Origin of the sequence: Pseudomonas abietaniphila, from assembly GCF_039697315.1 — a bacterium.
GTDB lineage: Bacteria > Pseudomonadota > Gammaproteobacteria > Pseudomonadales > Pseudomonadaceae > Aquipseudomonas > Aquipseudomonas abietaniphila_B.
Genome location: NZ_CP155619.1, coordinates 3,650,558 through 3,666,752 on the forward strand (window position 1 = coordinate 3,650,558; position 16,195 = coordinate 3,666,752).

Sequence of the window (16,195 nt, forward strand, 5' to 3'; positions counted from 1 at the left end):
GGCTCTTCTTCTGGAGGATGTGCTCCTGGAGGCTTCTGCGTAGCCGCGACGTTTGTGGACAAGAGTGGGTCGGTGTGAGACGCCGGCCTTCGAGATAAAAGGCTGATGATGCCGCCATCTCGACGGATAGCAGCTTGAGCGTAGCAGTTCCGTCGCCGGCCGCCTGGCGTGCCGGAAACCCTGTTTTGCGGAGGTTTGCGGTTAATGGCTATCAGCGTGTTCGACCTGTTCAAGATCGGTATCGGCCCTTCCAGTTCTCACACCGTGGGGCCGATGCGCGCAGCGGCATTGTTCGTTCAAGGCCTGCGTGAACGCGACCAGTTGGCGTCGGTTTCGCGCATTGAAGTGCGTCTGTACGGATCACTGTCAGCGACCGGCGTCGGGCACGGCAGCGACAACGCAGTGATCATGGGCTTGATGGGCGAATGGCCTGACGCAATCGACCCGACGTTGATCGGTCAGCACATTGCCGAGCTGCGTGAAACCGACACCCTGAAGCTCAACGGCGATCACCCGATCACGTTCGTCTGGCAGCGCGACATGCAGCTGATCGACGAAAACCTGCCCTTTCATCCCAACGCCATGACCTTGACCGCCTTCGATGCGAGCGGCGAGCTGCATCGTGACACCTACTACTCAGTGGGCGGCGGCTTTGTTGTCGATGAAGCGCAGGCGGCCAGCGGTGTGCTGGACATGGATAACACCGTCCTGCCTTACGATTTTTCCAGTGCCGATGAGCTGTTGATGCTGTGCGAGAAACACGGCCTGCGTGTTTCGGAGCTGATGATGGCGAACGAGAAGGTCTGGCGCAGCGAAGAGGAAATTCGTGCCGGGCTGATGCGGTTGTGGCGCGCCATGCAGGAGTGCGTGGAGCACGGCCTTAAGCACGAAGGCATTCTGCCGGGCGGCCTGAACGTGCGTCGCCGCGCAGCACGCCTGCATCGCAGCCTTCAGGAGCTGGGCAAGCCGAACGTGATCGGCTCGACCTTGAATGCGATGGAGTGGGTCAACCTGTTCGCGCTTGCCGTTAACGAAGAGAATGCGGCGGGCGGGCGCATGGTCACGGCGCCTACCAACGGCGCGGCGGGGATCATTCCGGCGGTGCTGCATTACTTCGTCAAATTCAGCGATGAAGTCAGCGAAGCCAACGTGGTGGATTATTTCCTGGGTGCAGCGTCGATCGGCATCCTGTGTAAGAAGAATGCCTCGATCTCAGGCGCCGAAGTGGGGTGTCAGGGTGAAGTAGGTTCGGCGTGTGCCATGGCAGCGGCGGGGCTGGCGGACATTCTCGGTGCGACTCCGGCGCAATTGTGCAACGCCGCCGAAATCGGCCTTGAACACAACCTGGGCCTGACCTGCGACCCGGTCGGTGGCCTCGTTCAAGTGCCTTGCATCGAGCGCAATGCCATTGCCGCCGTGAAGGCGATCAATGCCGCACAGATGGCGTTGCGTGGTGACGGTAATCACTTCATCTCGCTGGACCGGGTGATTCGCACCATGCGCGACACCGGCGCTGACATGCATGACAAATATAAAGAGACTTCGCGCGGTGGGTTGGCGGTCAGTGCGGTGGAGTGTTGACCCAGGACTCGGCGGCGCTGGTTCCGACGCCTTCGTGAGCAAGCTCACTCCCACAGGATTTGAGGCGTCCGCGAAGGTAATGCACAGCACATCCGCTGTGGGAGCAAGCTCACTCCCACAGGATTTGAGGTGTCCGCGAAGGTAATGCACAGCGCATACGCTGTGGGAGCAAGCTCACCCCCATAGAGTTTGAGGCGTCCGCGAGTGTAATGTGTGCCACAGATCCACTGTGGGAGTGAGCTTGCTCACGAAAGCGTAGGTGGGGACGCCCCGGATACTGAACCCTCACCTCAATCGCTTCTGCTCACTTTTGAATCACGTTACAAACTCGCCGCTGCCTTTTGGCGCGTGATCCGTGTGGACATGGCGCAAAGCCATGCCACACAGGCGTTCACCGGCCTGCCGTCGGTCACCCGTGCATGGGGTGACACTCGCCTGTATCAGAGATTTCGGCAGTTCACACAAGTGCTACCGAATTGCTCATCCCCTCCTTTATTTCCGTGGCCCCGGGATCGATAGGTCGCTAACGGAACACCCATGTCGTTCCCGAATAGACGCATCACGACGTCGCAATCAGGGTTTATTGAATGCCCATTCAACTTTAGGCATGGCATTTGCGTTGCAATAGCAAAGCTCTCCACTGACGAGAGCCAAACAACAAGAGCCTCTAACTGGGGCCATCAACCGCTTTACGTGTGAGGAGATACCGTGATGACTTCGTTCAACTCCGGGGCTCAACCCCAGAACCGTGCGCCTCAATCCATCGGCTTTCTGCTGCTGGACAATTTCACACTCATCTCGCTCGCTTCTGCGGTTGAGCCACTGCGCATGGCGAACCAGTTGTCCGGTCGTGAGCTGTATCGCTGGACTACCCTGAGCGTCGATGGCGGCCAGGTGTGGGCCAGCGACGGTCTGCAAATCACTCCTGATGCTTCGATGCACAAGGCGCCGGTGCTGGACACCGTGATCGTCTGTGGCGGCGTCGGCATTCAGCGCACCGTGACCCGCGAACACGTGAGCTGGCTGCAGAGCCAGGCGCGCCAGTCCCGTCGCCTCGGCGCCGTGTGCACCGGCAGCTGGGCCCTGGCCTGCGCAGGCCTGCTGGACGGCTTCGATTGCAGCGTGCACTGGGAATGTCTGGCGGCGATGCAGGAAGCTTTCCCGCGCGTGGCCATGAGCACACGCCTGTTCACCCTCGACCGCAACCGTTTCACCAGCTCCGGCGGCACCGCTCCGCTGGACATGATGCTGCACCTGATCAGCCGCGATCACGGCCGTGAACTGTCCGCCGCGATCTCGGAGATGTTCGTCTATGAGCGCATTCGTAACGAACAGGATCACCAGCGTGTGCCGCTTAAACACATGCTCGGCACCAACCAGCCGAAGCTGCAGGAAATCGTCGCGCTGATGGAAGCCAACCTCGAGGAGCCCATCGACCTCGACGAGCTGGCGGTCTACGTTTCAGTCTCCCGACGCCAGCTTGAAAGGCTGTTCCAGAAATACCTCCACTGCTCGCCATCGCGTTACTACCTGAAGCTGCGCCTGATCCGCGCGCGTCAGTTGCTCAAGCAAACGCCGATGTCGATCATCGAAGTCGCCTCGGTCTGCGGCTTCGTGTCCACGCCGCACTTCTCCAAGTGCTACCGCGAATACTTCGGCATCCCGCCACGCGACGAGCGCGTAGGCTCCAACACCGCACAGCAAGTGGCGATGATGCCAATTCCTCAGGCCATGGTCCTGGCACCGCTCTCCGGCCCGCTGTCGGCACTGAGCCAGGCGCGCAACGAATCGACGTTTGCGAGTGTGAGATTGTAAGCATTGGTCGTTTAAAGGGCGGGCGCGCTCACCGCGATGAGCGTGCCGCCTGCTCTGGGAATATGTTCGTCCGTGACTTCCCTTGTATCGGTTTGCTCTTAGGCATGCTCAGACGATTCCCATTCGGAACTAAAACGCTTCGGCGTCGTACTTTTGGGCTGTTTCGGCACTGTCTGAATACCCACCTGTCAACTATGACAGTAGCCGGATATCAGATTTCGTAGTGCACTGTGGTCTCGCACATATCGCATGGACTGCAGACATGGACTCGCACATTGCAAGGACCGCTCCCTATAGTCAGTGGCTAATCATCAGGCTGTTGGCACTTCTGATTAGCGCGATCTCTTCCTCCATTTTTGCCGCAGCGCCACCTGCTTCGAATCTAATCGAATTGGAGCAGGTGATTGATCGTGCTGCGCCGCAATCCAGTAGCTCTGATTATCTTAAAAGGTTGCTGGATGATCCTGCTAACCAAGAGCTTCGTTGGGTTACTGCCAATCCGGCCGTCATCACTGAGGCGGCCCAGAACATCAGCTTTGCTGTCTCGGAGCAAAAGACAAAGACCTTCCATTTGAGGAGTTTCAAGAACTCTATAGATGGGATGGTGGTCTGGATAGGTGATACCCCCTCTGACCGCAAAACCAGATTCCCTGGCAGTAATGAGGTTGATTTCGACCCGTTCAATAACGCGATTATTGTGCGTGATGGAGACAAACTCTCGGGCACCTTCATGGTCGACGGTCAGCCCTACAAACTTGCATTTATCGAAGACGGGCGGCATGCGCTTATCAAGATCGATGAGACCAAATTAGCGCCCGAAGGCGAGCCTTTGCCAGGGCAAGAGGAAAGTGCAGACGTCAGCATCACGCCCGCTGCTGATTTATCGATTCGTCACATCCGGGTCTTGATGGTGACGACCCGTCAATCCAGAGCCAGCCGCCCAACCATCCGGGCCGATATCGTGAACGCCATCGAGGCCGCGAATCTGGCAACCTACAACAGCGGCGTCCTGATTCAATTTCAACTGGCTGGCATTTACGATGCTGCCTACGATGAAGAAGGCGATAGTAATGTACTTCTGTCAAACTTGAGGAATGTTCAAACCGACCTTGGGAAAGCGGTCGCGGATAACCGTAATTTATATTTGGCAGATTTGGTGTCCATGGTGATGACTAGCCCTGAGGTGTGTGGGCGTGCCTACCTCAATGCAACTAAGGCGAGTGCATACTCGGTCATCAGCTGTACTTCATCGTTAGCGCATGAGATGGGTCATAACTTGGGGGCGGACCATAACAGGGAAGGGTTTTCCGGCATGGACTCGCCGCCTTATATGTTTGGGTATCGTCATGAAGCGGAACCGAAGTTCCGTACGAAAATGTCGGCTCAGTGCCGGACCGGGAGCTGTCCGAGAATCGCTTTTTTCTCAACGCCTTACCGGTCTTATGAGGGCATACCGATGGGGACCGTCGAACACAATAATGTCGCGCGCAGGCTGAATGAGCGTCGTGGGGTGGTGGATGATTTCTACCCGGGAAACCATAAGGGCTACAAACCGTTTCTGAACCGCTTCATGCTCGACGCCCACCTGTCGCTGTGCCTGCAAACCAACAGTGCCGACAGCTCGGTGGCCATGGGGCCCTGTAGCGCAGCCGGTACTGACGCTGATCAGAATTCAATGCGTGAATGGAAAGCAGTTTCTTCCGACGGGACCTATTGGAACATCAGAAATCACTTCATCGACTCGCGAAGTACGGAGGATCAGTGCCTGATGACCACACGAAAACTTGACGCTGTCGGCAAAGTAATGATGGGCGCTTGTAGCCCTGCCGCAGGTGAATACGTAAGCCAGCGGCAATGGACGTTGGAATCGGTGGGTAACGGTCTTTATGAGCTGAAAAACAAATACAGTCACGATGCGCATAATGGCGAATGTTTAAGAACATTTGCCGAGAACAAGACCGTTTTACTGGATAACTGCAGGCCAAACGGTAAGGCCGATTACAACTCGATGCGGCGCTGGAACTGGGAAATGTTCCAATAGCGATTAAAACCTCAAGCGTCGTGCCGGCGGTAGCGTTCTTGAAGGCGCGCCGCCGGCGGGACCGCTACGGAGCCTCAAGCCTGCGCGCGGCCTTTGTTATACGTCGCCAACGCCGGCAATAGCTGTTGATCGATCGCCTGACGCACGGCTGGCAGGATGGTTGCGCTGCTGGTGAGCATCTTTTCCACCAACTGGCGCAATGCGCGGGCGCGGTCGTCGTTCAAGCCACACACCACTTGGGCGCAGGCTTGTTCAGCGGTGGCGCCGGAAGGCATTTCAAAGCCGATCGATCTGAGTTGACCCAGTAGATCGTCCTGGTCGATCAGGTCCGCATGCATCATGACGCTCGCTCCTTTTCTTGGGATTGAGCCGATTCTGGTAGCGCCGCGCACGCTCGGCAATACCTGTCGTCGGCAATGTCTGGCATACGCAACAGCACGTCGGTTTTGGCTATGTAACCATTTAGTTCATTCGGCATAATCGCTTCATTCACATTGCGCGGGCGACGGTTTGGTCACCCTCTGGTCCGTGCATGTCCCTCAACCCCGGTTTTGTAACGGCTTAACCGGGGCTTTTTTTGCCTGTGATTTGGCTTACCGCGCGCGCCAAGGCACGAGCGGTCTGCGCAACGGCGGCTGTTTTGTTAAACTCCGCAGCCTTCCAGGAGCCGCCATGAACTACCGTCACGCCTTCCACGCTGGCAACCACGCCGACGTCTTCAAACACATCGTCCTGACTCGCTTGATCGCGCTGATGTCGCGCAAGGAGCAGCCGCTTGCCTACCTCGACACCCACGCGGGCCTGGGTCTGTACGACCTGCAAGGTGATCAGGCCACGCGCACCGGAGAGTGGATCGAAGGCATCGGCCGTTTGTGGGACGCAGAGGATGTGCCGCCCATGGCGGCCGGATATCTGGACGTGATCCGCCAGATGAACCGCAAGACCGGCGAATTGCGCTACTACCCCGGTTCGCCTGAGCTGGCACGACGTCTGACCCGCGAGCAGGATCGCGTGCTGCTCAACGAGAAGCACCCGGAAGACGGCGCGCTGCTCAAGGACAACATGAAATACGACCGCCGCGTGGCGGTGCACCTGGGTGAGGGCTGGCACGTACCGCGAGCCTTGCTGCCGGTGCAGGAGAAGCGTGCGGTGATGCTGATCGACCCGCCGTTCGAGCAACTCGACGAGATGAAGCGGTGCTCGGTAGCGCTCAAGGAAGCCATCGGTCGCATGCGTCAGACCGTCGCTGCCATCTGGTATCCGGTCAAGGACCAGCGCGCGCTCAAGCGTTTTTATCAGGAATTGGCTGAAACCGGCGCGCCGAAGCTGTTGCGTGTGGAGTTGCTGGTGCATCCGCTGGACACACCGAACAGCCTGAACGGCTCAGGCATGGCCATCGCCAACCCACCATGGGGCTTGGAAGAAGAACTGCGTGAGCTGCTGCCATGGCTGGCCGAGAAGCTGGGCCAGACTAAAGGTGACTGGACGATGGACTGGCTGATCGCTGAGGCTTGATTTGCCCTCGGTAGCATAGTGGGCGGATAAGTACGGCCCTGAAAACGCCGTGATCCCTGTGGGAGCGAGCTTGCTCACGAAGGCTGCGGATCAGTCACCACAGATGCATTGGGTGCACCGGCCTCTTCGTGAGCGAGCTCACTCCCACAGTGGTTGAATGTCGGGGCGGATATTGCGCCCGTCCCGAGCTCACTCGTTTTAAGGATTCAGACTCGGCGGCATGCAAACGCCCGTGCCGCCAATCCCGCAATAGCCTTGCGGATTCTTCGCCAGATATTGCTGGTGATACGCCTCAGCGAAATACACGGTCGGCGCCTGGTCGATTTCCGTGGTGATCTCCCCCAGACCCGCCTTGGTCAGTTCCGCCTGGAACACCTTGGCGCTAGCCTGAGCCGCTTCCAGCTGTTCTGGCGTGGTGGCGTAGATCACCGAGCGGTACTGGGTGCCGATGTCGTTGCCTTGACGCATGCCCTGGGTTGGGTTGTGCAGTTCCCAGAACATCGCCAGCAGCTCCTGATAGCTGACTTTCGCCGGCTCATACACCACCAGCACGACTTCGCTGTGGCCGGTCAGGCCAGAACACACCTCTTCATACGTCGGGTTCGGCGTAAAGCCGCCCGCGTAGCCGACGACGGTGCTGACAACACCCTCACGTTGCCAGAAACGACGCTCGGCGCCCCAGAAGCAACCCAGGCCGAAGATGGCGAATTCAACGTCTTCAAAGAACGGGCCCAGCAGCGGGTTGCCGTTGACGAAGTGCGTTTCCGGCAGGGCCATCGGGGTTTCGCGGCCCGGCAGCGCTTGCTGGGCAGTAGGGAGTTCGTTTTTGTTCACAAGGATTTCCGAGCGCAGGGCCATGAGGTAGACCTCTCATGGACAGGACAACCGACAGGGTTTGTCAGTGAAGGACGTATATGGGGTCAGATTGTGTTGTTACAAATGAAAGGCGACAAGTGTGCCGTACGCGGCATGAGCGGGGAAGGGGTCCGACACCTGGATGTCAGAGCTGAGGCCCGCGCGGGTAGCGCCGTAACGCGTTGATCAAGTCTTCACCCGGGATGGGTTTATCGAACAGATAACCCTGGCCTACGTCGCAGCGGTGGCGACGCAGGAACGCCAGTTGCTCGGCGGTCTCGATGCCTTCCGCGACCACGGTCAGCTTGAGGTTATGCGCCATGGCGATGACCGCCGAAGTGATTTCCATGTCGTCCTGATCGTCCGGAATGTCGCGGATGAAGCTGCGGTCGATCTTGATCACGTCGATCGGGAATTTCTTCAAATAACTGAAGGACGAGTAGCCGGTGCCGAAGTCGTCCATCGCCAGCGTCAGGCCGAGGGTCTTCAGGGACTCCAGTTGGAGACGCGTATCTTCCGTCGCTTCCAGCAGCAGGCCCTCGGTGAGCTCCAGCTCCAGCAGCGACGGGTCGAGCTGTTCTTCGCGCAGAATGTTGGCGAGCGAGGTCACCAGCTCAGGGTCGGAGAACTGCTTGGGCGAGACGTTGATCGCCACGTGCAGCTTGCCGTAACCGGCGGCGGTGAGTTGTTTGCTCATGCGGCAGGACTGGCGCGCGACCCATTTGCCGATCGGGATGATCAGGCCGGTTTCCTCGGCGACGCTGATGAACTGGTCCGGTCGGATCATGCCCTTTTCCGGATGGTTCCAGCGCAAGAGCGCTTCCATACCCAGCAGACGCCCGGTGCGCAGGCACAGCTTGGGCTGATAGAAAACTTCCAGCTCGTTTTGCGTCAGGGCGCGGCGCAGGTTGTTCTCGACGAACAGCTTGTAGCTGGCCTCGGCGTTGAGCGCCTCGGTGAACACCTGGACCTGATGCTTACCGTTGGCCTTGGCCTTGTGCAGCGCCAAGCCGGCGTTCTTCATCAGGGTTTGCGGGTCGCGACCGTGCAGGGGCGCGCAGGCCAGGCCGACGGAGCCGGTCACACTGATCAACTGGTTATCGACGAACATGGGCTTGTCCAGCGTCGTCAGCACCTGGCTGGCGATGCGCTGACCGTCTTCGAGACCGGTGTCGTCGAGCAGCACAGCGAACTCGTTACTGGCAAAGCGCGCGAGAATCCCGGTCGGGCTCAGGCTGTTGCGTAAACGCCGCGCGAGGCTGATCAGCAACTTGTCGCCGGTCTGGTGACCGAGGCTGTCGTTGATGCGTTTGAAATTGTCGATGTCCACCAGCAGCAGGCTGATCGGCGTTTCGATGTCCCGGGCGAAGTGCTCGTCGAGGGTGCGAATGAACGCCGGACGGTTGCCCAGATTGGTCAGGTTGTCGGTGTACGCCAGGCGCTCGATCCGCTGCTGGGAGAGCTTGGCCTGGGTGATGTCTTCGTAGATGCCGATGTAATGGGTCAGCTCGCGGTTGTCGCCAAAGACCTTGGAAATCGACAACTGACCCCAGTAAGGCTCTAGGTTCTTGCGGCGGCTCTTGAATTCGCCCTGCCAGCTGTTGCCGCTGACCAGGCTTGAATTGGCGTCCAGCAGAAGCGAATTGAGATTCTCCAGTGCGGGCAGTTCCGACAGGCGATGGCCATGGACTTCATCCGCGGTGTACTGGGTTATCTCAGTGAAACTTGGGTTGACGTACTCGACCACGCCGTCGCAATTGACCAGCAGAAACGCATTGGCGCTCTGTTCCACGGCGCGCTGGAACAGGTGCAGCGCGTTGGTGGCGGTGCGGCGATTGTGGTTGTTGATCGCCTGTGCGAACTGGTCGGCCAGCTCACCCGCGAAAGCAATCTCGTCGGACTGCCAGTCGCGCGCCGTGCCGGTCTGTTCCAGGCACAACACGCCAACGACGTGGCCGTCGATACGTATGCTGGCGTCGAGAATTGCATTGATGTCACGCGGCCCAAGGCTTTCGGCCAGTTCACGGGTGCGCGGGTCGAGCTGCACGTCATTGGCGTCGATGGCACGACTGGTGTGCAGCGCTTCGAGGTAGCTGGGGTAACGACTGATGTCGATCGCGGCGGGTTTGAAGTAACCGTCGATGTCCCGGCGATACTCGGCGATGGCCTCGAGTGTCTGGCCGTTGAGGTTCCAGATGGCCGCGCGATCAATATCGTAGATCTCGCAAGCGCTCTTGGTGATCAGCTCGGCGGCTTCCTGCAGGGAATTGCTGGAGCTGTAGCGATGGCGCGCCAGACGCAGAATCAGGCTCTGCTGCGCGCGAACCCGTTCCAGATGCTGCAGCTGTTCGTATTGAGCGCGTTGATTCAGCTCCAGGGCGATCTGCAGGCGTGAGTTCTGAACTTCCAGGTCCGGACTGAACGCCAGCTCGCTGGTGTCGAACACTTCATCCACCACCATCAGATACCCGCGCAGCAGGTGACGGTTGTGCTGCTTGTAGCCTTCACCGATCTCAAGCAGGCCCAGCGGGCCGCGAGTGGTGTGCAGGGTGTAGCGGATGACGTAATGCGAGTTGCTGGCCAGTTGCATCTGCACAGCATCGTGCAAGTGGTAGCGAGCTTCCGGTTCCATCAGGCTGGCATAAGGCGCGCCGATGAGGGCGCACAGCTCCATGGCCGGCATGTCGAACTGCTTTTCACAGTTAGGATCCAGGTACAGCATCGCCCAGCTGGGTTCATTCAGCCGTTCGAAACGCAGCATGCCGAGCCGCGAGGGCACCGGCAATTGCGTCACGACCTCGGCTGCCGATCGGGCGGCAGCATCAGGTTGGCTTTTCATGAAGAAACTCGCTTTAAGAGTACTGTCGCGGATGGGCAAGGAGCCCATCGTTAAATCGCGTGTCGCAAGGTTGCATCATGGCGAACGGGCTGACAAGTGAGCGCGATGGCTTAGTGCTATAAATCTGTCGGCAAATCGGGGATTAACTAAAGGTTGTTGGTCGGATTTGTCTGGAAAGGGCGGTAAGTGGTTGATGTGGGTGTTGGCGGTGGGCGCTTTTGTTGCGCATGTCCCCTCGTTCGATGATCGTTCCCACGCTCCGCGTGGTAACGCATCGATTGACGCTCCGCGTCGAGTTCGACGCGGAGCGTCTCGCCCTGCATTCCCACGCGGAGCGTGGGAACGATCAAGCAGAAACATCAGGTTGACGCAGTCCGTGTAGGAGCGTGGCTTGTCCCGCGATCTGCCGACCGGCAGCAAAACCTGTGTACAGAGTGTCAGGCATGATTGAGTCGCCTGATTTTGCTACCGCTGCGCGGCAGATCGCGGGACAAGCCACGCTCCTACAGTAAAGAGTGGAGCGGGGAGATGAATGCACGACTCAAGAATGCGAAGAGCGTTAGCTCCAGCCCGAGTTGCTCTAGTGCGCGGAAGTCCAGGCCCCACAAAACGCGACTTGGGTGCAGGCTGAGCGCAGGTGGCGCGGAGTGGGTCGAGCGGCATGGATGCCGCGAGAGCGCCGTCAGGACATGGATGTCCGTTCGGCGCGGGCCCACGGAGCGTCGCCGGAGTGAAGGAACCCGACGAAGTCGGGCCCAACCGGGAGCCGGACCCTTGGTTACTTGGGGTCTTTTCAAGTAACTCGCCGAAGGCGAAACAGGTCTGGCGTTAGCCAGAGCAGAGGTTGCGGCACCACCGAACTCGGCTATACCCCCAATCCCAATCCCAATCCCAATCCCAATCCCAATCCCAATCCCAATCCCAATCCCAATCCCAATCCCAAAAACATACGCCCAAAAAAAGCCCCGCCAAATAAGCGGGGTTGAGGTACGAGCGTGGCAGCTCGAAAAACAGCGAAGGCCCGTTTCATGGGAAACGGGCCTTGTACGGCTTACAGCAGAATCGTACGAATATCCGCCAGCAAATCGCTCAGACGCTTGGTGAAGCGAGCCGCTGCTGCGCCGTTGATCACACGGTGATCGTAAGACAGCGACAGCGGCAGCATCAGGCGAGGCTGGAACGCCTTGCCGTCCCAGACCGGTTGCATGGTGGCCTTGGACACACCCAGGATCGCCACTTCAGGCGCGTTGACGATCGGCGTGAAGCCGGTGCCGCCAATGTGACCGAGGCTGGAGATCGTGAAGCAGGCGCCTTGCATCTCGTTGGCCGACAGCTTCTTGCTGCGGGCTTTCTCAGCCAGCTCGGCAGCTTCGGCAGCCAGTTGCAGCAGGCTCTTCTGGTCGACGTTCTTGATCACAGGGACCAGGAGGCCTTCCGGCGTGTCCACGGCGAAGCCGATGTTGACGTATTTCTTGCGGATGATGGCCTTGCCGCTTGGCGCCAGCGAACTGTTGAAGTCCGGCAGTTCCTTGAGCAGGTGTGCGCAGGACTTGAGCAGCAGAGGCAATACGGTCAGCTTCACGCCCGCTTTCTCGGCGACGGCTTTCTGCGCAACGCGGAAAGCTTCCAGGTCGGTGATGTCGGCCTGATCGAACTGAGTCACGTGCGGGATGTTCAGCCAGCTGCGGTGCAGGCCGGTGGCGCCCAGTTGCATCAGGCGAGTCATCGGCACTTCTTCGATTTCGCCGAACCGACTGAAATCGACTTCCGGAATCGGTGGAATCCCCATGCCGCCGGCAGCGCCGCCAGCAGCTGGCGCGTCCTTGGACTTGGTCATGATGGATTTGACGTAAGCCTGCACGTCTTCCTTCAGCACGCGACCGTGTGGGCCGGTGGCAGTCACAGCGCTCAGCTCGACGCCGAACTCGCGGGCCAGCTGACGAACAGCCGGGCCTGCGTGAACCTTGGCGCCGTCTTTGGCAGGAGCGGCTGCAGGAGCAGGGGCTGCTTCGGCTTTCGGAGCAGGTGCAGCGGCCGGTGCTGCTGCAGGCGCGTCAGCCTTGGCCGGAGCCGGAGCTGCTGCCGGAGCAGGAGCAGCGGCCGGTGCAGCGCCAGCCACTTTCAATTTCAGGATCAGGTCGCCCGTGCCGACTTCGTCTTCGACCTTGACGCTGATGCTCTCGACCACGCCCGCGGCTGGAGAAGGAATCTCCATCGAGGCTTTGTCGGATTCCAGCGTGATCAGCGATTGATCGGCTTCGATGCTGTCGCCAACCTTGACCATCAACTCGATGATACGAGCCTTGCCCGACGAACCGATGTCAGGGACGTGGATGTCCTGAACGGCGGCTTCGGCAGCAGGGGCGGGTGCGGCAGCGGCCGGGGCAGCGGCTTCAGCAGGCTTTTCAGCCGCAGGTGCCGGAGCAGCTGCAGCAGGTTCAGCGGCAGGCGCAGCCGCGGCTTCGCCTTCGACTTCCAGCTCGAACAGCTCGTCGCCTTCTTTCAGGCGGTCGCCCAGCTTCACTTTCATGCTTTTGATGACGCCGGCTTTAGGCGCAGGGATTTCCATGCTCGCCTTGTCCGACTCCAGCGTCAGAACGCTCTGGTCCGCTTCGATGCGATCACCGACCTTGACGAACAACTCAATGACTTCACCTTCACCGTTGCCGATGTCGGGTACGCGAATTAACTCACTCACAATGTCTCTCCTTAGGAGAACCTGTTCACTCGACTGCGCTGCCGGTAGTGCGACAAAACAGCCTTGGATGCTCATTTACCGGAGTAAATTCCGCATCCTTGGCTGTCTTGCGCAATGTCGCAGCGCGCTTTGCGATCGTTAACGCAGACCTTAGCAGTCCAGCGGGTTGCGTTTATCCGGGTCGATACCGAACTTGGTGATGGCTTCCGCCACGACCTTAGGTTCGATGTCGCCACGATCGGCCAAGGCTTCCAGGGCGGCCAGCACGACGAAGTGACGGTCAACTTCGAAGAAGTTGCGCAGCTTCTTGCGGCTGTCGGAACGGCCGAAGCCGTCGGTGCCCAGGACTTTGTATTCCTTGGTCGGAACCCACTGACGGATCTGGTCAGCGAACAGTTTCATGTAGTCGGTCGAAGCGATCACCGGACCTTTACGGCCGTTGAGGCACTCTTCAACGTAGCTCACTTGTGGCTTCTGGCCTGGTTTCAGGCGGTTGGCGCGTTCTACGGCCAGACCGTCGCGACGCAGTTCGTTGAAGCTAGTAACGCTCCAGACGTCCGCACCGACGTTGAACTGCTCGCGCAGGATCTTCGCCGCTTCGCGTACTTCGCGCAGGATGGTGCCCGAACCCAGGAGCTGCACGTGATGCGCGGCTTCCTTGGTGTCTTCTTCCAGCAGGTACATGCCCTTGACGATGCCTTCTTCGGAACCTGCCGGCATGGCTGGCTGGACGTAGGATTCGTTCATCACGGTCAGGTAGTAGAAGACGTCCTGTTGTTCTTCGAACATCTTCTTCATGCCGTCCTGAATGATCACCGCCAGCTCGTAGCCGTAGGTTGGATCGTAGGTGCGGCAGTTCGGGATGGTCGAGGCCAGTATGTGGCTGTGACCGTCTTCGTGCTGCAGACCTTCACCGTTCAGGGTGGTACGACCGGCGGTGCCGCCGACCAGGAAGCCACGGGTGCGGCTGTCGCCTGCGGCCCATGCCAGGTCACCGATACGCTGGAAACCGAACATCGAGTAGAAGATGTAGAACGGAATCATCGGCTGGTTGTGGCTGCTGTACGAAGTACCGGCAGCGATGAAGGAGGACATGGCGCCTGCTTCGTTGATGCCTTCCTCGAGGATCTGACCTTTCTTGTCCTCGCGGTAGAACATCACTTGTTCTTTGTCGACTGGCTCGTACAGCTGACCTACGGAGGAGTAGATGCCCAGCTGACGGAACATGCCTTCCATACCGAAGGTACGGGCTTCGTCCGGGATGATCGGAACGATGCGCTGACCCACTTCCTTGTCCTTGACCAATTGGGTCAGGATGCGCACGAACGCCATGGTGGTGGAGATTTCGCGGTCGCCAGTACCGTCCAGGATAGCCTTCAGGGTTTCCAGTGGCGGGGTCGGCAGGCTGAAGCTCTGTGCACGACGCTGCGGCACGAAACCGCCCAGCGCAGCACGACGCTCGCTCAGGTAACGGGCTTCGGCGCTGCCTTCTTCCGGTTTGAAGAACGGCAGTGCTTCCAGCTGGTCGTCTTTGACCGGAATGTCGAAACGGTCGCGGAAGTGACGCAGGCTGTCGACGTCGACTTTCTTGGTGTTGTGCGCGGTGTTTTTCGCTTCACCGGCGCCGGTGCCATAACCTTTGATGGTCTTGGCCAGAACCACGGTCGGTTGACCTTTGTGGTTAACGGCCTGGTGGTACGCCGCGTAGACCTTGTACGGGTCGTGGCCGCCACGGTTGAGCTTCCAGATCTCGTCGTCGGACATGTCTGCAACCATCGCCTTGAGTTCTGGCGTGTTGAAGAAGTGTTCGCGAACGAAGGCGCCGTCTTTGGCCTTGTAGTTCTGGTATTCGCCGTCGATGACTTCGTCCATGCGACGTTGCAGGATGCCGTCGACGTCCTTGGCCAGCAGTGGGTCCCAGAAACGGCCCCAGATGACTTTGGTCACGTTCCACTGAGCACCGCGGAAGACGCCTTCCAGTTCCTGGATGATCTTGGCGTTGCCGCGAACCGGACCGTCCAGACGCTGCAGGTTGCAGTTCACGACGAAGATCAGGTTGTCGAGCTTCTCGCGACCGGCCAGGGCGATGGCGCCCAGGGATTCCGGCTCGTCGGTCTCGCCGTCGCCCAGGAAGCACCAGACTTTCTGCTTGCCTTCAGGGATGTAACCGCGGTGCTCCAGGTACTTCATGAAGCGCGCCTGGTAGATCGCCTGGATTGGACCCAGACCCATGGAAACGGTCGGGAACTGCCAGAAGTCTTTCATCAGCCACGGGTGTGGGTAGGACGACAGACCGTTGCCATCGACTTCCTGACGGAAGTTGTTCATTTGTTCTTCAGTGATGCGGCCTTCCATGAACGCACGGGCGTAGACGCCTGGCGATGCGTGACCCTGGAAGTAGATCAGGTCGCCGCCGTGTTCGTCGGTCGGGGCCTGGAAGAAGTAGTTGAAGCCAATGTCGTACAGGGTTGCACTGGAAGCGAAGCTGGAGATGTGACCGCCCAGATCCGGATCGCCGATGTTGGTTTTGACAACCATTGCCAGGGCGTTCCAACGCACCAACGAGCGAATGCGGCGTTCCATGAACAGGTCGCCAGGCATGCGTGCTTCGTGGGTGACAGGAATGGTGTTGCGGTATGGCGTGGTGATGGCGTACGGCAGCTGCGAACCACTTCGTGTGGCCAGCTCACCCATACGGGTCATCAGGTAATGAGCACGGTCTTCGCCTTCTTTGTCGAGAACCGATTCCAGGGCGTCCAGCCATTCCTGGGTTTCGACGGGATCGAGGTCTTGCATGGCTTGCTCCAGGGCGGAAAGGCTTCCAGAATCGGTTGCCTGAGTTTGTTGCGAC

Annotated in this window: 9 protein-coding genes; 4 read left to right on the forward strand and 5 right to left on the reverse strand. The window is 59.3% G+C overall.

The window, feature by feature from the left end:
- Nucleotides 1-204: 204 nt before the first annotated feature.
- The 3 genes from ABDX87_RS16220 (at nucleotide 205) to ABDX87_RS16230 (ending at nucleotide 5,437) form a co-directional block, all read left to right on the forward strand.
- Nucleotides 205-1,581, forward strand: a complete 1,377-nt coding sequence (locus ABDX87_RS16220; protein WP_346828800.1) for an L-serine ammonia-lyase — start codon at nucleotides 205-207, stop codon at nucleotides 1,579-1,581.
- 711 nt (nucleotides 1,582-2,292) lie between these two features.
- A complete protein-coding gene (locus tag ABDX87_RS16225) occupies nucleotides 2,293-3,396 on the forward strand; it encodes a GlxA family transcriptional regulator (protein ID WP_346828801.1) in 1,104 nt (367 codons plus the stop codon).
- 262 nt (nucleotides 3,397-3,658) lie between these two features.
- Nucleotides 3,659-5,437 carry a zinc-dependent metalloprotease family protein gene (locus tag ABDX87_RS16230; protein ID WP_346828802.1) on the forward strand — a complete coding sequence of 593 codons (1,779 nt, stop codon included), beginning with the start codon at nucleotides 3,659-3,661 and terminating at the stop codon, nucleotides 5,435-5,437.
- A 74-nt stretch (nucleotides 5,438-5,511) separates the two neighbouring features.
- On the opposite strand, the gene ABDX87_RS16235 is transcribed toward ABDX87_RS16230, so the two are convergent.
- Nucleotides 5,512-5,778: a hypothetical protein gene (locus ABDX87_RS16235; protein ID WP_346828803.1), complete on the reverse strand. Its 267-nt coding sequence runs from the start codon at nucleotides 5,776-5,778 to the stop codon at nucleotides 5,512-5,514.
- Between the two features lie 331 nt (nucleotides 5,779-6,109).
- Between ABDX87_RS16235 and ABDX87_RS16240 the strand changes: the two genes are divergently transcribed.
- Nucleotides 6,110-6,952 carry a 23S rRNA (adenine(2030)-N(6))-methyltransferase RlmJ gene (locus tag ABDX87_RS16240; RefSeq protein ID WP_346828804.1) on the forward strand — a complete coding sequence of 281 codons (843 nt, stop codon included), beginning with the start codon at nucleotides 6,110-6,112 and terminating at the stop codon, nucleotides 6,950-6,952.
- A 198-nt stretch (nucleotides 6,953-7,150) separates the two neighbouring features.
- Here the strand turns inward: ABDX87_RS16240 and msrA are convergent, their stop codons facing one another.
- From msrA to aceE, 4 genes are all read right to left on the reverse strand, one after another.
- Nucleotides 7,151-7,810: a peptide-methionine (S)-S-oxide reductase MsrA gene (gene msrA / locus ABDX87_RS16245; protein WP_346828805.1), complete on the reverse strand. Its 660-nt coding sequence runs from the start codon at nucleotides 7,808-7,810 to the stop codon at nucleotides 7,151-7,153.
- Nucleotides 7,811-7,952: 142 nt separating this feature from the next.
- Nucleotides 7,953-10,646: a putative bifunctional diguanylate cyclase/phosphodiesterase gene (locus tag ABDX87_RS16250; protein ID WP_346828806.1), complete on the reverse strand. Its 2,694-nt coding sequence runs from the start codon at nucleotides 10,644-10,646 to the stop codon at nucleotides 7,953-7,955.
- 1,051 nt (nucleotides 10,647-11,697) lie between these two features.
- A complete protein-coding gene (aceF, locus tag ABDX87_RS16255) occupies nucleotides 11,698-13,344 on the reverse strand; it encodes a dihydrolipoyllysine-residue acetyltransferase (protein WP_346828807.1) in 1,647 nt (548 codons plus the stop codon).
- Between the two features lie 150 nt (nucleotides 13,345-13,494).
- Nucleotides 13,495-16,140 carry a pyruvate dehydrogenase (acetyl-transferring), homodimeric type gene (gene aceE / locus ABDX87_RS16260; protein ID WP_346828808.1) on the reverse strand — a complete coding sequence of 882 codons (2,646 nt, stop codon included), beginning with the start codon at nucleotides 16,138-16,140 and terminating at the stop codon, nucleotides 13,495-13,497.
- Between the last annotated feature and the right edge of the window lie 55 nt (nucleotides 16,141-16,195).